The organism is Burkholderia sp. NLJ2, from assembly GCF_049487195.1.
In the GTDB taxonomy this organism is placed as follows: Bacteria; Pseudomonadota; Gammaproteobacteria; order Burkholderiales; family Burkholderiaceae; genus Burkholderia; species Burkholderia pyrrocinia.
The window spans coordinates 1,230,275-1,251,123 of the sequence record NZ_CP137808.1; the positions used below are offsets into that span (position 1 = coordinate 1,230,275).

Here is a 20,849-nt window from a genome sequence, read left to right on the forward strand (position 1 = left end):
ACACGGCACAATTGCGAATCCTTTACTGTCCCGGATGCCATGCCGTTCAATTTCCCGATTTTCCTGACGTGGGTGCGGATCGTGCTGATTCCGCTCGTCGTCGGCGTGTTCTATTTGCCGGACACAGTGATGGGCGGCGCGCACCGCAATCTCGCGGCGGCGGCGATCTTCATCCTCGCCGCGCTGACCGACTGGTTCGACGGGTTTCTCGCGCGCAAGTGGAACCAGACGTCGTCGTTCGGCGCATTTCTCGATCCGGTGGCGGACAAGCTGATGGTGACGGCCGCGCTGCTGATCCTCGTGCAGATTTCGCGGGTCGACGCGGCGATCGCGCTCGTGATCGTCGGCCGCGAGATCGCGATCTCGGCGCTGCGCGAGTGGATGGCGCAGATCGGCGCGTCGAAGAGCGTCGCGGTGAACCAGCTCGGCAAGTTCAAGACCGCGTGCCAGATGGTCGCGATCCCGATGCTGCTGTTCTACGGGCCGCTGCCGCTCGGCATCGTGACGATCGACACGCGCGTGTGGGGCGAGTGGCTGATGTATCTCGCGGCGGTGCTGACGATCTGGTCGATGCTGTACTACATGAAGCTTGCGTGGCCGCAAATTCGCGAGCGCGGCGGCGCGTGACCTGTGCCACGTACTCGTCGGCGCAGGTTTTTGGAAAAAGGGCAGGAAAAGCCCTTGACACACGAATGTGCCTTCGACATAATCTCGCTTCTCCGCTGCACGGCGAAGTAAGTGCGACGGGGAAGCAGTAGCGCAGCAATACGCGGGAGTAGCTCAGTTGGTAGAGCGCAACCTTGCCAAGGTTGAGGTCGCGAGTTCGAGACTCGTCTCCCGCTCCAGATTTTTCTGGCAGCGTGTTGGTCGGCAAAGCGCTGCAGATGCAGGACACATGCGGGAGTAGCTCAGTTGGTAGAGCGCAACCTTGCCAAGGTTGAGGTCGCGAGTTCGAGACTCGTCTCCCGCTCCAGATTTTTCTGGCAGCGTGTTGGCTGGTAAAGCGCTGCAGGTGCAGGACAATGCGGGAGTAGCTCAGTTGGTAGAGCGCAACCTTGCCAAGGTTGAGGTCGCGAGTTCGAGACTCGTCTCCCGCTCCAAGTAATGGGGAAGCCAAGCTTCCCTTTTTATTTGATGGACCTACGGTCCTCGAATAAAAATCTGTCGCTTGCCTTCATGGCATCCGGACAGTCCGCTTTTGGCGCGATAGCAAAGCGGTTATGCAGCGGCCTGCAAAGCCGTTTAGGCCGGTTCGACTCCGGCTCGCGCCTCCAGGTAGGAAGAGAAAAAGCCCCGCTTCGGCGGGGCTTTTCTTTTTTCTGCATGGCTTCGCGACCGTTGCGGATGCGACGGCGTACGGACGATCAGCCATCCACCGGCTGCGTCGGCGTCTCGAGCTTCAGCTGATAAAACGCCGCATCGAGCCAGCGGCCGAACTTGAATCCCGCCTCCGTGATCGTGCCCGAGTGCACGAATCCCAGTTTCGTATGCAGTGCGATGCTTCCGGCATTGGTCGCATCGATGCAGCCCACCACGACATGTACCTGCGCTTCGAGCGCGCGCCGCACCACTTCGCGCAATAGCAACTCGCCGAGCCCGCGGCCGCGCTGGTCGGGATGCACGTAGACGCTGTGCTCCACCGTGTACTTGAACGCAGGAAACGCACGGAACGTGCCCCAGCTCGCGAAGCCGAGCAGCGTGCCCGACGCGTCCACTGCGCCGACGACCGGAAAACCGCCCGCGCGCTTCGTTGCGAACCACGTGACCATCGCTTCCGGCGGGCGCGGCTGGTAGTCGTACAGCGCGGTCGAATTCGCGATCGCGTCGTTCAGGATCTCGAGGATGGCCGCTGCGTGCTCGGCCTCGCTGCAATCGATCAGGCGCACGTCGTCGTGCTGGTTCGGGGAATTCATGCGGGCTCCTGTTGGTTTTGAGCGAAGCGCGCACACGGCGCGCGCATCGCATGACGGGGCGGGGAGTACATCACACGCTCCGAATGCCGCCGGTGGCGGACACATCGCAGATCACGACGACATAGCGCGCGGCAAGCGACGACGGATTGCTGAAGATCAGCGGCTGATCGAGCCGCATGGCCAGGCAGTCGCCTTCGTGAAGTTCGTGAAGCTCGTCGCCGAACGTGACGTCGACGCGGCCGTTGATGATCCACACCTGCTGATGCAGCGCGCTTTCGCGTCCGCCGCTGTCGTACGCGACGCGCGCGCCGGGCGGGAAATCGATCTCGACGAGCTGGATCGGCGACGGCCAGCCGGGCGGGGACAGATTGCGCCGCACATAACCGGATGCCGGATCGCGCCATTCGGCCTGCTGCGCGCGCCGAGCCAGCGGCTGCACGGGCGTGTCGTCCCGGTCGCCGCCGAACAGCCCGGCCAGCGACACGCCGAGACCTGCGGCGAGCTTGTCGAGCACGACGGCCGTCGGGCTGGCCGACGCGCGTTCGATGAGCGAGATCATCGAACGGCTGACGCCGGAGCGCGCGGCCAGCGCATCGAGCGTGTAGCCTCGGGCAGTGCGCAGGTCGCGCACGCGCCGGGCGATGCGCTCGTTGATGCCGGTTTCGTCGGCGGTGGTCGTCACTGATTCTTGCATGATGGATTTATTTTCCAGCAAACTGGAACTTGGTGTCAACGGCACAGGAGCGGCCGGCGCGATGGCGCGACGGCATCCGAACGGCTTGCCCGCCAGTCGCGCGCAGCGTAATATACGAACCGACTATGTTTCGTTTAATTGGGGATATATGGGCATCATCAAGATTTCCGAGCACATGCACGAACGGCTGCGCTCGACGAGCACGGCGCTGAGCCGTTCGATCAACGCGCAGGCCGAACACTGGCTGCGTGTCGGCATGCTGGCGGAACTCAATCCGGCGCTGTCTTACGGCGACATCTGCCGGATGCTGATCGAGGCCGAGGCACGGGGCGGCGACACCGGGCCGGTGGAGCCGGTCGCGCACGGCATCGAGCAGGTGGCGTAATGGCGAAGCGCGAAATCCCGATCCGCGGCGCTGCAGAAATCGCCAAGTCGCGCGAAGCCGCGAAGCTCGCGTCGCAGGTGCTGACGATGATCACCGAGCATGTGAAGCCGGGCGTCACCACCGACGAGCTGGACGCGCGCTGCCGCGAATACATCGTCGACGTGCTCGGCGCGATCCCGGCGAACATCGGCTACCACGGTTATCCGAAGACGCTGTGCACGTCGGTCAACCACGTGGTCTGTCACGGCATTCCGACGTCGCGGCCGATGCGCGACGGCGACATCGTGAACCTCGACATCGCGGTGATCAAGGACGGCTGGTACGGCGATACGAGCCGCATGTATTTCGTCGGCGAGCCGGGCGAACTCGCGCGGCGCCTCGTCGCGGCGACCTACGAGGCGATGCACGCTGGCATCCGCGCGGTGCGTCCGGGCGCGACGCTGGGCGATGTCGGTTATGCGATCCAGCAGGTCGCGCATCGCGAAGGGTTCAGCGTGGTCCGCGAGTACTGCGGGCACGGCATCGGCGATGTCTATCACGACGAGCCGCAGGTGCTGCACTACGGGCGTCCGGGCACCGGCGTGCCGCTGCGGCCGGGGATGATCTTCACGATCGAGCCGATGCTCAACGCGGGCAAGCGCGACACGCGCGTGCTGGCGGACGGCTGGACGGTCGTCACGAAGGACCATTCGCTGTCCGCGCAATGGGAGCACATGGTCGTGGTGACGGAGCAGGGCTTCGAGGTGCTGACCGACGAAGCGAAGCCGCAGGCATTTGCGGCACTTTCCGGTGCGCACGCGGCCTGACGCCTGCAGTGCGCCGCGCACGGCGGCGCAGCGGTGCAATTGATCGGGCCCCGTCGCGGGGCCCGTTTCGTTCCAGGTCGCGCGGCGCGATTCACGCGCGATTGCGGCGACCGGCTGCGGGATGCTTAACCGCGCGCCTTCTGCCACGCGTGTTCGACGAACACGCGGCACAGCGCTTCCATCCCTTTGCGGTCTTCGTCGTCGAAGCGCGCGGCAACCGGGCTGTCGACGTCCCACACGCCGATCAGCGTGCCGTCGCCGGCGACCAGCGGCACGACGATTTCCGATTCCGATGCCGCGTCGCATGCGATATGGCCGGGGAAGTCATGCACGTCGCGCACGACCTGCGTCTCGCGCGTCTGCGCGGCCGTGCCGCACACGCCCTTGCCGAGCGCGATCCGCACGCACGCGGGCTTGCCCTGGAACGGCCCGACCACGAGTTCCGACCCGTCGAAGAAGTAAAAGCCGGCCCAGTTGAGGCGGTCAAGCGAGTGGTAGACCAGCGCGGCGAAATTCGCCGCGTTCGCGATCAGATCGCGTTCGGATTCGACAAGCGCGCGCGCCTGCTCGACGAGCGTCGCGTATTGATCGGCCTTGGAGGCGGTGGGGTCGTTGGACAGCGTGAACATGGCGGGAAACGATAGGGGTTGTGAACATGCGCGATGCGCGTACCGCAGTCTACGGCACGCGCGCGCGGTCTGCAGCGCGCGGTTGCGTGCGACGCGGCGTGCTCAATCGGGCTCGAGTTCCGCGAACCGCTCCGCCAGAAAATCGAGCAGCGCCCGCACCGCAGGCAGCAGCCCGCGCCGCGACGCGAACACCGCATGGACGATCTCGCGGCGGGGCGCCCAGTCCGGCAATACCATCGTCAATTCGCCGCGCGCGACCTCGTCGCGCACCATCATCGTCGGCAACTGCACGACACCGACGCCCGCGACGGCCGCCGCGCGCAGCGCGAGCATGCCGCCCGTCACGAAGCGCGGCTGGTGATGGATTTCAGCCTGAGCGCCGTCGGGCCCGCGCAGCCTCCACACGTGCGCGGACTGCGGCACACCGTGATCGAGGCTCGGCAGGCGCGCGAGATCGGCGGGAACGGCTGGCACGCCACGCTCGCGCAGCAGCGCGGGGCTCGCGACGAGGCACTGGCCGCGCTCGGCCAGCATGCGCAGCGCGAGATCGCTGTCCTCGAGCGGCGGCGGCCGTACGCGGATCGCGACGTCGATCCCTTCGCCGACCACGTCGACGCGCCGGTTGGTCGCTTCCAGGTGGATCTCGACGCGCGGGCATGCGGCCATGAACGCGGCGATCATCGCGCCGACCAGCGAATCGAGCAGCACGATCGGACAACTGACGCGCACGATGCCGCGCGGCTCCTCGTGCAGCAGCGCGATCGCCTCGTCGGCGGCATCGGCCTCGACGAGCATCGCACGGCAATGCGCGTAATAGGTCTGGCCGACGTCGGTGACCGTGAAGCGGCGCGTCGAGCGCTGGATCAGCCGCATCCCGAGCCGTTCCTCGAGCAGCGCGACGCGGCGGCTCAGCTTCGATTTCGGCATGTCCAGCGCACGACCGGCCGGCGCGAAGCCGCCGTGCTCGACGACCTGCACGAAGTAGTAGAGATCGTTCAGATCCCGCTCTTTATCGTTCATGAAATGGAACGCTGAGTGCGATTTTGGCAGTCTACCGGATCGATCGTTCCACCTCTATATTCATGTTCAGGATGCGAAACACGTGTTTCGCCGCAATTTGGAGAGGGCAATGAAGAAGATCCAGGGTGTGTACAGTGCGCCGCGCGGCCATTGGGTCGGCGACGGCTTCCCGGTGCGTTCGATGTTCAGCTACCAGTCTCACGGCACGCACCTGAGCCCGTTCCTGCTGCTCGATTACGCGGGCCCCGCGACGTTCGAGCCGGCTACGGCGCCACGCGGTGTCGGCCAGCATCCGCACCGCGGCTTCGAAACGGTGACGATCGTCTATGACGGCGAGGTCGCGCACCGCGACTCGACCGGCGCGGGCGGCACGATCGGCCCGGGCGACGTGCAGTGGATGACGGCCGCGAGCGGGATCCTGCATGAGGAATTCCACTCGGAAGCGTTCACGAAGCGTGGCGGCCCGCTCGAGATGGTGCAGCTGTGGGTGAACCTGCCCGCCGCGGACAAGATGGGCGCGCCCGGCTACCAGACGCTGCTGAACGCGGACATCCCCGTGGTCGAGCTGCCGGACGGCGCGGGGCGGGCGCGGATCATCGCGGGCGAACTCGACGGGCGGCGCGGCCCGGCCCGCACGCACACGCCGATCGACGTGTGGGACGTGCGGCTCGTGGCAGGCGGCCATGCGCGGTTCCCGGTCGCCGAAGGGCGCACGCTCGCGGTGGTCGTGCTGAGCGGCACGGTGCAGGTGAACGGCGAGACGGTCGCCCGCGAAGCGCAGTTCGTGCAACTGGGCCGTGAGGGCCGCGACGTCGAGATCGAAGCGAACGGCGACGCGAAGCTGCTGATCCTGAGCGGCGAACCGATCGACGAGCCCGTCGTCGGTTACGGGCCGTTCGTGATGAACTCGCAAGCGGAGATCCGTACCGCGATCGAGGATTTCAACAGCGGCCGCTTCGGCCAGATGCCGGCATGACGGACAGGCCCCGCGCGATGCGGGGCCTTTTTTTGCGCGCGGGCAGACGGTCGCGCGTCGCGCGTGCTTCGAGGCATAATCAGCGGTTGCCGCGCGCCGGCCGGCGCGCCCGAATCAGGACCGCACATGAACGCATCCGCACCCGCCGCATCCCCGAGCGCCGCCGATCTCGACTGGCGCTGGAAATCCTTCGACGCGCTGACGGCGCGCGAAATCTACTCGATCCTCGAAGCGCGCAGCGCGGTGTTTGTCGTCGAGCAGAACTGCGTGTATCGCGACATCGACGACGCGGACCAGGCCGCGTGGCACCTGGCCGCGTACGATCCGGCCGGCCGCCTGGCCGGCTATCTGCGCGTGCTGCTGCCCGATGCGCAGAACACCGACGTGCGCATCGGCCGCGTGCTGACGACCGCTGCATTTCGCGGCGCGGGGCTCGGCAACGGACTGCTGTCGCGTGCGCTCGAGCATATCCGCGCGCAGTGGCCGGATACACCCGTGAGCCTGCATGCGCAGGCCCACTTGCAGCGTTTTTACGGGGCATTCGGCTTCACGCCGAGTTCGGACGTGCACGACGATGACGGCATCCCGCACGTGTGGATGAGCAGCGCGCGCGCGTGACGCGCCGCGCGCCGCGCAGCAGTCAGTGCGCGGCGTGTGCCACCGACGGCTTGTCCGCGCGCTGTACGGCACGTTCCCCGATCAGGCGCCCGCGCGCGGACAGCCGCAGCCAGTGCCGCAGCGCGATCAGCGCGCCGATCACACTCATCATCGAGCCGGGAATCCACAGCAGCAGGCCGCCGATCTGCTGGTCGCGCAGCGGGCTCAACCACGTGAATGCGCGGCCGCAGATCGAGTAGATCGGGTACAGCTCCTGCGGCGTGAAGAAGATCAGCGCGCCGAGCGCGATCTGCGGCGGGATCGCCGCGACGACGATCAGGATCCGGCGGCCCGGCGACAGCCGCGCGGGCGGCGCGGGGCGCGGATCGACGACGAGCCACCAGAACAGCAGCCCGTCGATCACCATGCTCCAGTTCATCACACGATAGAGACGCCAGTCGAGCATCGCGATGAAGTGGATCGGCGACAGCAGCCAGAAATAGATCAGCCCGACGAACAGCACGACCGCGACGACCGGATGGAACACCACGTCAAGCGTCGCCCGCACGGGCGCCCATGCGAGCGCCGGACGCACGAAGCGTTGCCGCCAACTGAACGGAATGCCTGCGCGAATCGCCGCGCCCGGATAGGACAGCGCGATGAAGAACGGCCCAAGGTGGTGCAGCACGAGATGCTGCGCGCGGTGCAGGAAGAACTCGTGCTCGAAGAAATAGTCGAGCCGTGTATGCAGTGCGACGTAGAGCGCCGTCAGCCCGAACCAGAACGAGAACTGCCGCAGCGGCGACACCTTCGCCTTCTTCACGCCGCGCGCGAACAGCACGGCGGCCGTCAGCACCGCGATGACGACGGTCGGCGACGGCTCCCACGGATCGAGCCAATACAGGAGGTTCATCGCGCGCGCATCACTTCGACTGGGCCGGCGACTTCACCGCGAACGGTGCGTCGACGGTTTCGCCGTCGGAGAATTTCAGGCGCAGGTGCACGGTGTCGCCGGGCTTGATCGCGTGCTTCGGCTCCTCGAGCATGAAGTGGTAGCCGCCCGGCGCGATGTCGACCTTGCCGCGCGCGGGGATCGTCAGCTTGTCGACCATTTCCATCTTCTGCGTCGAGCCGTTCGAGACGGTCTGGTGCAGCATCGTCATCCCGTAGTCGGGGCTGTCGACGTCGACGAGATCGACCGGCTTGTCGCCCGTGTTCACGAGCGTCACGTAGCCGCCGGCCGGCAGCTTGTTCGGCAGCCAGCGCACCCAAGCGTTCTGCGCGGTGATCGTGCCGGCGGCATAGGCTTGGGCGCCGGCGCACAGCGCGGCGAGGAGGGCGAACGTCTTGAGTGTCGTCTTCGTCTTCATGTCGGAATGCATTCAGGTAGTGGAGGCGGTGTCGATGATCCGGCGCACGTCGGCGGCGATGGCGTCGGGCGAGTCGCGGTCGGTCGCGAGCAGGCGTGCGCGGCCGCTCGCGTCGAAGATGTAGACGGCCGAGCTGTGCGTGACTTCGTAGCCGCCGGACGGATCGCGTTTTTCCATCTGGTACGCAACGCGATAGCGCTTCGCGAGCGATTCGATCTGACGGTCGGTGCCGGTCAGGCCGCGCGCATGCGCGGCGTCGAACGCGGCGACATACGACTGCATCGCCTGCGGCGTGTCGCGCGCGGGATCGACCGAGACGAACAGGATGCGCACGTCGTTCGCCTGCGGGCCGAGCTTCGCGAGCGCTTCCATCAGCCGCGCCATCGTTTCGGGGCAGACGTCGGGGCAGTGCGTGTAGCCGAAGTAGACGAGTGCGACACGGCCGTGGAACGCATCGGCGTCGACGGGATGGCCATCGCCGCCCGTCAGCGTGAACGACAGGTCGGGCAGGTGGCCGGTGACGTTGGTCAGGTTCCAGCGTGGCTCGTCGTGCGTGCACGCGGCGAGCGCCACGGCGGCGGCGAGGGCCGCCGCCGTGCGGATGAAGCGGGAGAAGCGCCGGTGTGGCGCGCGAAGGGCAGACGACATCCTGGGGCTCGATCGGACGAAATGGTGGCCGGCCGGCGCGGCGCCATGCGTCGCGCGGCAGGCGGTTGCGACTGTAGCGCAATTCGCGCGCCGGCGTCCTTTCGAAATCCGTATGGCGCGGCCGAGCGGGGCAATATGTCGCAGTTGACGCAGCCGGCGGCGCGCTGCTTGCGGTGCACCGGTTTCGCCCATCTCGGTGCGCAGGCGCGGTAAGATGCGCACAATTCCATTCGCGCAGCGGCGGCCCTGCGTTTGCCGGCCGACTCTCAGACTATCGAATCGATGCAATCCGTTCCGGCTTCCCTGTCCCTGACCGATACCGCGTTCTTCTTCGACTTCGACGGCACGCTCGTCGAGCTGGCGCCGACGCCCGACAGCATTCACGTTCCGCCGTCGCTGCTGACGCTGCTCGACGAGCTGCGCCGCCGCTCGCATGGCGCGGTCGCGATCGTGTCCGGGCGCGGTATCGACAACCTCGACACGTTCCTGAAGATGCCCGGCCTGCCGATCGCCGGCCTGCACGGCGCGGAGCGCCGCGATGCGAACGGCGACACGCAGCGCATCGGCTTCAACGACGAACGTCTGCTGCGCATCGAGCGCGAGCTCGCGGCCGTCGTCGACCGTCATCCGGGCATGCTGCTCGAAATCAAGGGCGCGGCCGTCGCGCTGCACTACCGCAACGCGCCCGAGCGCGAAGCGGCGGCGCGCGAAGCGACCGAGCGGCTCGTTGCCGACTATGCCGATGCGTATGTGCTGCAGCCCGGCAAGATGGTGTTCGAGATCAAGCCGAAGGGTGTCGACAAGGGGCGTGCGCTGGCCGCGTTCCTCGACGAGCCGCCGTTCGCGGGCCGCGTGCCGTTGTTCGCGGGCGACGACCTGACGGACGAGAAGGGCTTCGGGGTGGTCAACGCGCGCGGCGGCCTGTCGATCAAGGTCGGCGCGGGCGAGACGTCCGCCCGCATGCGGCTCGACTCGGTCGACGCGCTGCACGAGCAGATCGCGTGCTGGCTCGGCGCGGGGCAATCGCACGCATGAGCCGGCTCATCATCGTTTCAAACCGCGTCGCACCGATTTCGGAAGGCGAACCGGCGGCGGGCGGCCTCGCGATCGGCGTATACGACGCGCTGAAGGAGACGGGCGGCATGTGGTTCGGCTGGAGCGGCGAGGTCGTCGCCTCCGGCGCGCCGCAGATCCGCATCGAGGAGCGCGGGCCGGTGACGTTCGCGACCGTCGGCCTGTCGCGCCGCGATTACGACCAGTACTACCGCGGCTTCTCGAATGCGACGCTGTGGCCCGCGTTCCATTACCGCGCGGACCTGATCCAGTACGACCGCCACGAATTCGACGGCTACCGCCGCGTCAACGTCTGGCTTGCGCAGCAACTCGTGCCGCTGCTGCAGGACGACGACGTGATCTGGGTGCACGACTTTCACCTGATTCCGTTCGCGCGTGCGCTGCGCGAGGCCGGCGTGAAAAACCGCATCGGCTTCTTCCTGCACATCCCGTTTCCGGCTGCGCAGGTGCTCGTCAACGTGCCGCCGCACCGCGAGCTCGTCGAGTCGCTGTGCGCGTTCGACCTGCTCGGTTTCCAGACCGAGCCCGACCTGCGTGCGTTCTGCGATTACGTCGAATTCGAGGCGGGCGGCGAGGTCGAGCGCGACGGCCACACGGTGCGCGTGCGCGCGTTCGGCCAGACGCTGCGCGCGGCCGCTTATCCGATCGGCGTGTATCCGGACGAGATCGCGTCGCTCGCGCAGGCGGGCGAGCACGGCAAGGCCGTACGTACGCTCGCGACGTCGCTGCGCGGGCGGCAACTGATCATGAGCGTCGACCGGCTCGATTATTCGAAGGGGCTCGTCGAGCGGTTCCGCGCGTTCGAGAAACTGCTCGAGCACCAGGCGTCGATTCGCAACCGCGTGTCGTTCCTGCAGATCGCACCGTCGACGCGCGCGGACCTGCGCGCGTACCAGGACATCCGCCTGCAGCTCGAAGCGGAGTCGGGGCGCATCAACGGACGCTACGCGGAGCTCGACTGGGCGCCGATCCTCTACATTCACCGCCAGTACGACCGCCAGGTGCTCGCCGCGCTGTACCGGCTCGCACGCGTGGGTTTCGTGACGCCGCTGCGCGACGGGATGAACCTCGTCGCGAAGGAGTACGTGTCCGCGCAGAATCCGGATGATCCGGGCGTGCTCGTGCTGTCGCGCTTCGCGGGCGCCGCGCGCGAGCTGACGGGCGCGCTGATCGTCAATCCGATCGATATCGACGGGATGGCCGATGCGCTGTCGCAGGCGCTGACGATGCCGCTCGCCGAGCGGCGCGCGCGTTACACGGACATGATCGCGCAGCTTCGCGAGAACAACGTGTCGGTGTGGCGCGACAACTTCCTGCGCGATCTGCAGCATGGCTAGCCGGTAGGTCCGGCGCATCGCGCGGCGCATTCGGCGCGATGCCGTCCGGCCGTTCCCGATGCAATGAAAAAAGCCGCAGTGCGTGAAGCACTGCGGCTTTTTTATCGGCTGCGCGCGGGCGCGTCAGGCCACGCGTTCGCCGGTCGGCGTGCTGCCGTCGGGTGCCGCGTGATGGCGGCCGTGCTGCTTCGCGAGCAGGTCGCGATACAGGCCGGGGCGATTGCGCAGTATCTCGGGGCTGCCGTCGTCGATCACCTTGCCGTTGCTCATCACGATGATCCGGTCGAAGTTGCGCAGCGTCGACAGGCGGTGTGCGATCGCGATGACCGTGCGGCCGACCATCAGGCGGTCGAGCGCGCTCTGGATCGCTTCCTCGGACGCGCTGTCGAGCGCCGACGTCGCTTCGTCGAGCAGCAGGATCGGCGCATCCTTCAGGATTGCGCGCGCGATCGCGATGCGCTGGCGCTGGCCGCCCGACAGCTTGACGCCGCGGTCGCCGACGATCGTGTCATAGCCTTCCGGCATCGCCTCGATGAACTCTGCGCAGCGCGCGTCGCGCGCGGCGGCGAGCACTTCGTCGCGGGTCGCGTCGGGGCGGCCGTACGCGATGTTGTCGTAGATCGTCCGGTGCAGCAGCGAGATGTCCTGCGGCACGAGCGCGATCGCGTGGCGCAGGCTGTCCTGCGTGATCGTCTTCACGTTCTGGCCGTCGACCTTCACGACACCGTCCTGCGTGTCGTAGAAGCGCTGCAGCAGCGCGAGCACGGTCGACTTGCCGGCGCCCGACTTGCCGATCAGACCGACGCGCTGGCCCGGTTCGATATGGAGATCGAAGTGGTCGAGAATCGCGCGGCGGTGCGGATACGCGAACGTCACGCGCTCGAAGGCGACGCGGCCGCCCTTGGCCGACAGCGGCTGCGCGTCGGAGCGGTCCTGCATCCCATGCGGCTCGAGCAGCGTCTTCACGGCTTCGGACAGGCGCGCGACGTGCTGCGTGACGTCGACGAGCGCCACCGCGAGGTCGCGCGTGCCGTGCAGGATCGTGAAGCCCAGCGAGCTGACGAGCACGATGTCGCCCGACGTCGCGCGGCCCTGGTCCCACAGCCACAATGCCCAGCCGAGCAGGCCGGCGGACAGCATCGCGGTGATCACCGCGTGCAGCAGGCGCAGCTTCTCGAGATAGAGCAGGCTCTGCTGGCGCGCGTCCATCTCGGCCTTGACCGTCGCGCCGAAACGCTTCTGTTCGCGCAGCGTCATCCCGAACGCACGCACGAGGCCCATGTTGCCGATCACGTCGACGAGCTCGCCGTCGACCGCCGCGGCCTTCGCCGCGAACGCATGGTGGCGGGCCGAGCCGCGCCCGGCGAGCTTGAACAGGATGACGGACAGCACGGCCGAGCAGCCGAGCAGGCCGGCGGCCATCAGCGGATTGACGACGATGATCATCAGGATCGCGCCCATCACCGCGATGCACGGCGGCAGCACGTTCCACGCCATCGTGTTCTCCGACGTGTAGACCGCGTTCGACGTGGCCGTGATGCGGCTCGCGAGCGTGCCCGGCTGCTTTTCCGAGTAGTAGGTCGGCGAATGGCCGATCAGGTACTGGAACAGGTCGCGCCGCAGGTCGCCGGTGACCGCGACGAACGTGTGCGCGGCGACCCAGCCGCCGACGCGCCACAGCAGGTTGTCGGCCGCGATCAGCCCGACGAGCAGCGCGAACGCGCTCCACAGCGGGCCCGGGTGATGGCGCCCGGTCGCCAGCACGTCGATCAGGTGCTTGATCGCGTATTGCGAGCCGAGCGCGCAGCCGACGGCGGCCACCACGCTGCAGAGCACGATGAGGTGTGCGACGGGATGGAGGCGAATGTAGCGGAACAGGAACGCGATCGGCCGGTGCGCGTAGCTCGACAGCTTCGCGTTGTGGGCGTTGCGCTGGGCAGGGGTGAGAGATTCCAAAATATGCGTGCGGTGATTCGGTGGTTGAGCGTTGCGGCGGGATCGCATGCCGGCGTTCGCCCGGACTGAATAATCCGGCATTGTAAACAAGGCCGTGCGTCGCGCTGAGCGAATCTTGCCTTGGCCAGGGGCTCGCGATCGATTTTGAGATAAAATCCGGCATCCCGTCCTGCCTCATGTGCCGGAATCACGCTGCCGGCAGTCACGGGTGACAAGGATCGCCAAAAGGGCCTTCCACTCTAGAACGGACACCCAAGTCCGCGGGTTGCAAAGTGTTGCGCCTTTGTAACAAAGTAAAGTGTTTGAAATGTCGTGCGCCGTATCAGGATTAACCCTAGATAATCGGCTCCGGGTTCGATTCCAGGTTTTTTACGAACCCCTGTCAACGGGTCTTCGTTTCAAACGTTCTATGCCTGTCGCGTCGCCGACGCTCCTTGAGCAGCGCGGGTTCGACGCCCCGGCAGGCTGATTCGTCCGATGTTCGGACGACACGCATCCAGCCCGGACCGCCGGCAGGTTGCCGACCCATACCTGGTTTTTAGCCGATTTTTTAGGAGTTACGCATGCGAATCGCCCAAATCGCTCCGTTGCACGAAGCGGTGCCCCCGAAGCTTTACGGTGGTACCGAGCGAGTGGTGTCCTACCTCACCGAAGCACTTGTCGAGATGGGGCATGACGTCACGCTCTTCGCGAGCGGCGATTCGCAAACCTCCGCGAAGCTTGAAGCGTGCTGGCCGCAGGCGTTGCGCCTCGACCCGACGATCCGCGACGTGATGGCCCCGCACATGCTGCTCCTCGAGCAGGTGCGCCGCCGCGCGGAAGAGTTCGATGTCCTGCATTGCCACATCGACTACTACCCGTTCTCGCTGTTCTCGCGCCAGCCGGTCCCGCATCTGACGACGATGCACGGCCGTCTCGACCTGCCGGAACTTCAGCCGATCTTCAACGCATTCAGCGACGTGCCGGTCGTGTCGATCTCCGACAACCAGCGCATCCCGCTGCAGCAGGCGAACTGGCTGTCGACCGTCTACCACGGCCTGCCGGAAAACCTGCTGACGCCGATCCCGAACGTGAAGCCGAGCTATCTCGCGTTCCTCGGCCGCATCTCGCCGGAGAAGCGCGTCGACACGGCGATTCGCATCGCCGAGCAGGCCGGCCTGCCGATCAAGATCGCCGCGAAGCTCGACAAGGCTGACCGCGCGTACTACGAAGAAAAGATCAAGCCGCTGTTCGCGCTGCCGCACGTCGAGTACATCGGCGAAATCAGCGAGTCCGAAAAGACCGAATTCCTCGGCAACGCGCACGCGCTGCTGTTCCCGATCGACTGGCCGGAGCCCTTCGGCCTGGTGATGATCGAGGCGATGGCCTGCGGCACGCCGGTGATCGCGTTCAAGCGCGGCTCGGTGCCGGAAGTGATCGACAACGGCGTGTCGGGCTTCGTCGTCGAAGACGAACTGTCGGCCGTCGCGGCGCTCAAGCGCCTCGATACGCTGCCGCGCGAGAAGGTCCGCGCCGCGTTCGAAGCACGTTTCTCGTCGAAGGTGATGGCGCAGAACTACGTGAAGGGCTACGAGGAACTGCTGCGCCAGAAGCGCCGTACCGTGCTCCGCGAAGTCAACGCAAGCTGATTCGCCGGCCGCCGCCGCGCTGCGGCGCGCGGCCGTCATCGACGCCCCGTCCGGGTTCCCGGCGGGGCGTTGTCACATCCGCGGCGCGGATCTGTTGTATTCTCGCCGCGCCCGACGCCGCGAACGGCCCCTGAAGCGGCCCGGCACGCCATCCTGCCGTCTGTCCAGACGGTAATGTCCCTATAATGGCCGTGCCGTGAAATCCGGCCCGCACGATCATCCAGAGGAGAGCAGTCTTGGCGAGAACGAAAACCACGCGCGCAGCGCCGGCCCCCGGCGCCGGTGTGATCTTCGCGTTGCGCGCGATCGGTCTCGTGCTGCTCGCGCGCTGGCTGTTCTCGATGTCCCAGATGGGCTATCGCGCGTCGCTGTCGGCGATGGTGTCGTCGCCGTGGGCATTCATCTACCTCGTGCTGATCTTCCTGCTGCTCGCGCTGCCGGGCGCCGTCGCGCGCGCCGAGCGGCCGTTCCATCCGCTGCCGCAGTGGCTGCGCCAGGCGCTGCGCGTGTTTGCGCTGATCGGTTTCCTGTTTGCCGTGTGGTCGATCGGCGCGTTCGCATGGGCGGCCGGCTGGCGCCCCGCGCTGCATGCGGTGACGGCGACCAACGGCTGGCTCGTCGCCGCACCGGCGCTCTATGCGGCGATCGTCTGGATCTGCCGGCCGCGGCCGCTGTGGCGGACCAACGTGGCGGCACGCCGCTTCGCGGTCGGCCGCTACGCGATTTCGCTCGACGTGCTGACGCGCACCGCGATCGTCTGGATGGAAAGCCGCAAGGTCGGCCAGTACGACGCGCGCGAGCTGTCGGTGCGCTGGCCCGGCCGGGCGGCGCCCGCCGCGGGCGGGCAGGGCGCGCCGGACGTGCAGCCTGCTGTCGTGCCGCCGCGCAGCGGCGGCCTGTTCCGGCGGCCGAAGGTGGAACTGCTGTGGGATTCGCCGGCGGCCGTCGGCCATAACCGGCAGAGCGTGATGCGCGCGCCGCTCGCGACCGAGGGCGACCGCGTCGCGGTGCTCGCGCTCGACGCGGCGCTCAAGCAGATCGTCTGACAGGGCTCGCGCACCGGGCGCGGGCGACACGGAGGCGCGATGATCGTCCGTTGGTTGCTGGCTGCCATTCACCTGAGCGCGTTCGCCGTCGCGTTCGCCGCGATCGCGGGACGCAACCGCGCGTTGCGCCGGCTCATCGCGTCGGCGCAGGCGGCCGACCTGCCCGGCGTATTCAAGGCCGATGCGGCCTGGGGGCTGTCGGCGCTCGTGCTGATCGTAACGGGGTTGATGCGCGCGTTCGGCGGGTTCGAGAAAGGCACCACGTACTACCTGCACGAACCGCTCTTTCATCTGAAGATGACCGCGCTTGTGCTGATCCTGCTGCTCGAGGTCGGGCCGATGCTCGGGCTGATCCGCTGGCGTGTCGCCGCGCGGCAGCAGCAGATGCCCGATATCGGCCGGGCGCGCACCTATGTGCGGATCGGCCACTGGCAGGCCGTGCTGCTGGTCGTCATCGTGTTCGCCGCGTCGGGGATGGCGCGGGGGATTGGGGCGGCCGGCTAGGTCTGGCCGGGTAGGTGTGGCCGGGTAGGTGCGGCCGGCCAGGTGCTTCCGACTAGTCGGTTCGGCCGACCAGGTCCGGCATGGCGACAACCACCCGGATCTCGTTCCACCTGCACGGCCTCTCCGGCCCGACATCAGCCGGGCCAATTACGAACTGCATCATTCCTTCCGATTTCGTCCCGACCGGGCGATCCCGCCGCCCGGTCCTTCCCGTGCTCAGCGCACGAGGCAGGGGCGCTTGTTGTTGAACGTCCACCCCGGAATCAGATACTGCATGGCCGCCGCGTCGTCGCGCGCGCCGAGCCCGTGCTGCTTGTACAGCTCGTGCGCGACCGCGACCGCATCCATGTCGATGTCGATGCCGAGCCCCGGCCGCTTCGGCACTTCCACCAGCCCGTTCTCGATCTTCAGCGGCTCGCGGGTCAGCCGTTCGCCGTCCTGCCAGATCCAGTGCGTGTCGATCGCGGTGACCTGGCCCGGCGCGGCGGCCGCGACATGCGTGAACATCGCGAGCGACACGTCGAAGTGGTTGTTCGAATGCGAGCCCCACGTGAGGCCCCAGTCGCGGCACATCTGCGCGACGCGCACCGAACCCTGCATCGTCCAGAAGTGCGGATCGGCGAGCGGGATGTCGACGGCCTGAAGCTGCACCGCATGGCCCATCTGCCGCCAGTCGGTCGCAATCATGTTGGTCGCCGTCGGCAGCCCCGTCGCGCGGCGGAATTCGGCCATCACCTCGCGGCCCGAGTAACCGTTCTCCGCGCCGCACGGATCTTCCGCATACGCGAGCACGTGATGCTGGTCGCGGCACAGCCGCACGGCCTCGTCGAGCGACCACGCGCCGTTCGGATCGAGCGTCACGCGCGCATCGGGGAAGCGTTCGGCGAGCGCCGTCACGGCCTCGATCTCGCTGGCGCCTTCGAACACGCCGCCTTTCAGCTTGAAGTCGTTGAAGCCGTAGCGCGCATGCGCGGCCTCGGCGAGCCGCACGACCGCGTCGGGCGTCAGCGCCGGCTCGTCGCGCACGCGCGTCCAGTCGTCGGTCGCGCCGCTGCCGTCGCGATAGGCCAGCGCGGTCTTCGTGCGGTCGCCGACGTAGAACAGGTAGCAGAGCATTTCGACGCGCTCGCGCTGCTGGCCCTCGCCGAGCAGTGCGGCGACCGGCACGCCGAGATGCTGGCCGAGCAGGTCGAGCAGCGCGGCTTCGAGCGCGGTGACCGCGTGGATCGTCGTGCGCAGGTCGAAGGTCTGCAGCCCGCGGCCGCTTGCGTCGCGGTCGGCGAAGGTGCGCCGCACGTCATTGAGCACCGCGTGGTAGTTGCCGACCGGCTGGCCGACGACGAGCGCGCGCGCATCGTCGAGCGTGCGTCGGATGCTTTCGCCGCCCGGCACCTCGCCGACGCCGGTCCGGCCCGCGCTGTCCTTCAGGATCACGAGGTTGCGGGTGAAGAACGGACCGTGCGCGCCGCTCAGGTTGAGCAGCATGCTGTCGTGGCCGGCGACCGGAATCGCTTGCAGGTCGACGATGCGCGGCGTGTCGTGGGAAGGCGAGGCAGTGACGGCGTTCATGGGCGGCGATGGCGAAAGGATGGGCAATGCCGTGCGGCAAAAGCTTTGCCGCGCGCGGCGGGAGGTGCGATCATTCGACAACCGACGTGCGCGGCGCGCAAGGCCTGCATGTCGACAGCAACCCGGAACGGGGTGGGAGCGACAACCGAACCAGCGGAGCGCAGAACGCGAACGCTGGCTGATCGTAACGCATGGGACCAGGCAGGCGCCGGAAGCCGGCTTGAGTCGACAGGAGATCCATGTGCCGATCATCAGTCGTCGGATGACTTGTGACGCAGTATAATGAATCATCGGCTTTCGCTCAAACCCCGCGTAAACCCTCGGCCCACATTACGATCATTCAAAAAGGAACCGGCCTCATGTCCGTGCCTACGTTTCCCGCAGCGCCGCGCCGTCGCGCACGCAGCCTCGCACAAGATGTCGTCGACGCGCTGACCGCGCAGATCGAAAACGGCACGCTGCGTCCCGGCGACAAGCTGCCGACCGAAACCGAAGTCATGGCGGCGCAGGGCGTGAGCCGTACGGTCGTGCGCGAGGCGATCTCGCGGATGCAGGCGAGCGGCCTCGTCGAAACGCGCCACGGCATCGGCAGCTTCGTGCTGGAGCCGTCGCGCCGCCAGACGCTCGGCATCGATCCCGCAACGATCACGACGCTGCGCGACGTGCTCGCGGTGCTCGAACTGCGTATCAGCCTCGAGAGCGAGTGCGCGAGCCTCGCCGCGCAGCGCGCGAACGATACCGACCTCGCCGCGCTGCGGCGCGCGCTCGACGCGATCGCGACGGGGGCGGGCGGCGGCCGCGACACGGCGCAGCTCGACTTCCAGTTCCACCTGCAGATCGCGCAGTCCACCGGCAACCGCTATTTCGTCGACATCATGACGCAGCTCGGTACGTCGATCATCCCGCGCACGCGCGTGAATTCGGCGCGCTTTGCCGGCGACGACCTCGAGCGTTATGTCGGCCGGCTGAACCACGAGCACGAGGATATCTACGAGGCGATCGCGCGCCACGACCCGGAGGCTGCCCGCGCCGCGATGCGCACGCACCTCACCAACAGCCGCGAGCGGCTGCGCCGCGCGCACGAGGCGGCCGAGGCCGAGCGCGACACGCAGGCCAGTTGATGCGCCGGGCAGTGCGGCCCGCGTTGCCGCAGGCCCGATCGAATCGCGTCAACATCAGTCGTCATATGAGATCGATGTAACTTCGCCGATCTCCGGGGCCGGGCGGCGTTTCCGCCGCCGGCCGCCGACACCGCCTATCAGCCTCCCTTCGTCACGATCGTTTTCCACGTGCCGCTCTTCACCTGGTACAGCGTCGACATCCCGCTCTTCAGCGAGCCGTCGTTCGCGAACGAGATGCGGCCGGTGACCCCTTCGAAGTCGATCTTCTTGAGGGTCGGGCGATAGACCTTCGGGTCGGTCGAGCCGGCCGCCTGCATCGCCTTGATCGCGGCCCAGGCGGCGTCGTAGCCGAACTGCGCGTACGACAGCACGTCGACACCGAAGCGCTTCTTGAAGCGCTGTTCGAAATCCTTCCCTTGCGGCAGCTCGTCGAGCGGCCGGCCGTATTCCCACGCCATCGCGCCTTCGGCGGCCGGGCCCGCGATCTTGATGAACTCGTTGTCCTTCACGCCGCCGCCGCCGACGAACTGCGCGTTCAGCCCGAGCTGGCGCATCTGCTTGATGAAGTTCGCGGCGAGCGAATCGAGGCCGCCGAAGAAGATCAGGTCGGGGTTCTTGCCCTTCAGGCTCGTGATCTGCGCGCGGAAGTCGACCGCCTGGTTGTTGGTGAACTCGCGGCCGATGATCGTGCCGCCGGCGGCCTTCACGGCCTTCTCGAACTCGTCGGCCTCGCCCTGGCCGAACGCGGTGCGGTCGTCGATGATCGCGATACGCTTCGCCTTCGTCACGTCGACCGCGTACTTGCCCGCGTTGCCGGCGTTCTGGCCGTCGGTCGCGATCACCATGAACATGTTCGCGAGCCCGCGCGACGTGAGCGTCGGGTTGGTCGCGGCCGGATCGATCACAGGGATGCCCGACTTGTCGTAGACGACCGATGCCGGAATCGTCGTGCCCGAGTTGAAGTGGCCGACCACGACCGACACGTTCTGGTCGACGAGCGCCTGCGCGGCCTGCACGCCGATGCGCGGGTCGGCCTGGTCGTCCTGCACGACGAGATCGAAGTGCGCGGGCTTGCCGGCGATCTGCACCTTCTGTGCGACGGCGTCGTCGAGCGCGAGCTGCACGCCGTTCTGCAGATCCTTGCCGTAGCCGGCGTTCACACCCGTGAGCGGCGCGGCGAAGCCGACCTTCACGTCGGTTGCGTCGGCGGCCCGGGCGGCCTGTTGCGAGAGGAGGGCGAGCGCGGATGCAATCGACACCGACAGCAGGGAATGACGGAATTTCATGTGGTTCCTCTTGTTCGATACCTGCGAGTGGGTACCGCACACGCTCGGACGGGCCGGGCGCGTGCGACGGGCGGGCGGTTCGACCGCTTCTCGGAATCGGGCGGGGAGGTCGGCATCGTGATTCTCGGAACACGCTCCCGTCAGGCTCCGCAAAGAGCCCCGATCGCCTCGATATATAGGTCGCCGATATGCACGGGTCTTGGCAATTTGCCGCGCATTCGGTGAGGATTTGCGCATAGCTTCCGCGCGTGCGGTGGCGGCCGGTATCGGGAGTTTCCCGTCGCGAGCGG

At 67.3% G+C, this 20,849-nt stretch carries 21 protein-coding genes and 4 tRNA genes; 15 read left to right on the plus strand and 10 right to left on the minus strand.

The features are described from left to right. Window positions 1-39 precede the first annotated feature (39 nt). The 5 genes from pgsA (at window position 40) to R9B84_RS05750 (ending at window position 1,274) form a co-directional block, all read left to right on the plus strand. A complete protein-coding gene (pgsA, locus tag R9B84_RS05730; protein ID WP_006482193.1) occupies window positions 40-627 on the plus strand; it encodes a CDP-diacylglycerol--glycerol-3-phosphate 3-phosphatidyltransferase in 588 nt (195 codons plus the stop codon). Between the two features lie 142 nt (window positions 628-769). Then, window positions 770-845, plus strand: a tRNA-Gly gene (locus R9B84_RS05735). 52 nt (window positions 846-897) lie between these two features. Continuing rightward, window positions 898-973, plus strand: a tRNA-Gly gene (locus R9B84_RS05740). A 51-nt stretch (window positions 974-1,024) separates the two neighbouring features. Further along, window positions 1,025-1,100, plus strand: a tRNA-Gly gene (locus R9B84_RS05745). Between the two features lie 100 nt (window positions 1,101-1,200). Beyond that, window positions 1,201-1,274 (plus strand) — tRNA-Cys (locus tag R9B84_RS05750). A 90-nt stretch (window positions 1,275-1,364) separates the two neighbouring features. On the opposite strand, the gene R9B84_RS05755 is transcribed toward R9B84_RS05750, so the two are convergent. Continuing rightward, window positions 1,365-1,913: a GNAT family N-acetyltransferase gene (locus R9B84_RS05755; protein ID WP_423759534.1), complete on the minus strand. Its 549-nt coding sequence runs from the start codon at window positions 1,911-1,913 to the stop codon at window positions 1,365-1,367. Window positions 1,914-1,983: 70 nt separating this feature from the next. Beyond that, window positions 1,984-2,607: a helix-turn-helix domain-containing protein gene (locus R9B84_RS05760; protein ID WP_423759535.1), complete on the minus strand. Its 624-nt coding sequence runs from the start codon at window positions 2,605-2,607 to the stop codon at window positions 1,984-1,986. Between the two features lie 148 nt (window positions 2,608-2,755). Between R9B84_RS05760 and R9B84_RS05765 the strand changes: the two genes are divergently transcribed. Together R9B84_RS05765 and map are read left to right on the plus strand one after the other, a co-directional pair. Further along, window positions 2,756-2,992 carry a ParD-like family protein gene (locus tag R9B84_RS05765; RefSeq protein WP_423759963.1) on the plus strand — a complete coding sequence of 79 codons (237 nt, stop codon included), beginning with the start codon at window positions 2,756-2,758 and terminating at the stop codon, window positions 2,990-2,992. Beyond that, complete coding sequence (map, locus tag R9B84_RS05770; RefSeq protein ID WP_423759536.1) at window positions 2,992-3,798, plus strand: type I methionyl aminopeptidase; 807 nt, start codon at window positions 2,992-2,994, stop codon at window positions 3,796-3,798. Before R9B84_RS05765 ends, map begins: the two co-directional genes overlap by 1 nt. A 125-nt stretch (window positions 3,799-3,923) precedes the next feature. Here map and R9B84_RS05775 read toward each other — a convergent pair whose 3' ends face one another. Together R9B84_RS05775 and R9B84_RS05780 are read right to left on the minus strand one after the other, a co-directional pair. After that, entirely contained in the window at window positions 3,924-4,427 is a 504-nt protein-coding gene (locus R9B84_RS05775; protein ID WP_423759537.1) for a GAF domain-containing protein, read from the minus strand. 102 nt (window positions 4,428-4,529) lie between these two features. After that, window positions 4,530-5,447 (minus strand): LysR family transcriptional regulator, encoded by a 918-nt coding sequence (locus R9B84_RS05780; RefSeq protein WP_423759538.1) that lies wholly within the window; start codon window positions 5,445-5,447, stop codon window positions 4,530-4,532. Window positions 5,448-5,556: 109 nt separating this feature from the next. Between R9B84_RS05780 and R9B84_RS05785 the strand changes: the two genes are divergently transcribed. Next, on the plus strand, window positions 5,557-6,423 hold the full coding sequence (locus R9B84_RS05785) for a pirin family protein (protein ID WP_423759539.1): 867 nt from the start codon (window positions 5,557-5,559) through the stop codon (window positions 6,421-6,423). A gap of 126 nt (window positions 6,424-6,549) precedes the next feature. Next, window positions 6,550-7,041: a GNAT family N-acetyltransferase gene (locus tag R9B84_RS05790; RefSeq protein ID WP_423759540.1), complete on the plus strand. Its 492-nt coding sequence runs from the start codon at window positions 6,550-6,552 to the stop codon at window positions 7,039-7,041. Window positions 7,042-7,063: 22 nt separating this feature from the next. Here R9B84_RS05790 and R9B84_RS05795 read toward each other — a convergent pair whose 3' ends face one another. Genes R9B84_RS05795 through R9B84_RS05805 form a run of 3 tightly spaced genes read right to left on the minus strand, consistent with a single transcriptional unit; the run spans window position 7,064 to window position 9,038 of the window. Then, window positions 7,064-7,933 carry a cytochrome c oxidase assembly protein gene (locus tag R9B84_RS05795; protein ID WP_423759541.1) on the minus strand — a complete coding sequence of 290 codons (870 nt, stop codon included), beginning with the start codon at window positions 7,931-7,933 and terminating at the stop codon, window positions 7,064-7,066. 10 nt (window positions 7,934-7,943) lie between these two features. After that, window positions 7,944-8,390, minus strand: coding sequence for a copper chaperone PCu(A)C (locus tag R9B84_RS05800; RefSeq protein WP_423759542.1), 447 nt, complete (start codon window positions 8,388-8,390; stop codon window positions 7,944-7,946). Window positions 8,391-8,402: 12 nt separating this feature from the next. Continuing rightward, window positions 8,403-9,038 carry an SCO family protein gene (locus R9B84_RS05805; protein WP_423759543.1) on the minus strand — a complete coding sequence of 212 codons (636 nt, stop codon included), beginning with the start codon at window positions 9,036-9,038 and terminating at the stop codon, window positions 8,403-8,405. Between the two features lie 282 nt (window positions 9,039-9,320). Here R9B84_RS05805 and otsB point away from each other — a divergent pair, with 282 nt between their 5' ends. Together otsB and otsA are read left to right on the plus strand one after the other, a co-directional pair. Continuing rightward, entirely contained in the window at window positions 9,321-10,073 is a 753-nt protein-coding gene (otsB, locus tag R9B84_RS05810) for a trehalose-phosphatase (protein ID WP_423759544.1), read from the plus strand. Further along, on the plus strand, window positions 10,070-11,449 hold the full coding sequence (gene otsA / locus R9B84_RS05815; RefSeq protein WP_423759545.1) for an alpha,alpha-trehalose-phosphate synthase (UDP-forming): 1,380 nt from the start codon (window positions 10,070-10,072) through the stop codon (window positions 11,447-11,449). Before otsB ends, otsA begins: the two co-directional genes overlap by 4 nt. A gap of 123 nt (window positions 11,450-11,572) precedes the next feature. Here the strand turns inward: otsA and R9B84_RS05820 are convergent, their stop codons facing one another. Further along, complete coding sequence (locus R9B84_RS05820; protein ID WP_423759546.1) at window positions 11,573-13,405, minus strand: ABC transporter ATP-binding protein; 1,833 nt, start codon at window positions 13,403-13,405, stop codon at window positions 11,573-11,575. Window positions 13,406-13,968: 563 nt separating this feature from the next. Between R9B84_RS05820 and R9B84_RS05825 the strand changes: the two genes are divergently transcribed. From R9B84_RS05825 to R9B84_RS05835, 3 genes are all read left to right on the plus strand, one after another. Further along, window positions 13,969-15,033 (plus strand): glycosyltransferase family 4 protein, encoded by a 1,065-nt coding sequence (locus R9B84_RS05825; protein ID WP_047900209.1) that lies wholly within the window; start codon window positions 13,969-13,971, stop codon window positions 15,031-15,033. Between the two features lie 236 nt (window positions 15,034-15,269). After that, entirely contained in the window at window positions 15,270-16,079 is an 810-nt protein-coding gene (locus tag R9B84_RS05830) for a hypothetical protein (protein ID WP_423759547.1), read from the plus strand. A 39-nt stretch (window positions 16,080-16,118) separates the two neighbouring features. After that, the gene (locus tag R9B84_RS05835; RefSeq protein WP_423759548.1) at window positions 16,119-16,583 is read left to right on the plus strand and encodes a DUF2214 family protein; all 465 of its coding nucleotides are present in this window, start codon (window positions 16,119-16,121) and stop codon (window positions 16,581-16,583) included. A gap of 216 nt (window positions 16,584-16,799) precedes the next feature. On the opposite strand, the gene gudD is transcribed toward R9B84_RS05835, so the two are convergent. Further along, window positions 16,800-18,152 (minus strand): glucarate dehydratase, encoded by a 1,353-nt coding sequence (gene gudD, locus R9B84_RS05840; RefSeq protein WP_423759549.1) that lies wholly within the window; start codon window positions 18,150-18,152, stop codon window positions 16,800-16,802. Between the two features lie 359 nt (window positions 18,153-18,511). Between gudD and R9B84_RS05845 the strand changes: the two genes are divergently transcribed. Further along, the gene (locus tag R9B84_RS05845) at window positions 18,512-19,273 is read left to right on the plus strand and encodes a FadR/GntR family transcriptional regulator (protein WP_048249500.1); all 762 of its coding nucleotides are present in this window, start codon (window positions 18,512-18,514) and stop codon (window positions 19,271-19,273) included. Between the two features lie 137 nt (window positions 19,274-19,410). On the opposite strand, the gene R9B84_RS05850 is transcribed toward R9B84_RS05845, so the two are convergent. Next, the gene (locus tag R9B84_RS05850; protein ID WP_423759550.1) at window positions 19,411-20,559 is read right to left on the minus strand and encodes a branched-chain amino acid ABC transporter substrate-binding protein; all 1,149 of its coding nucleotides are present in this window, start codon (window positions 20,557-20,559) and stop codon (window positions 19,411-19,413) included. Between the last annotated feature and the right edge of the window lie 290 nt (window positions 20,560-20,849).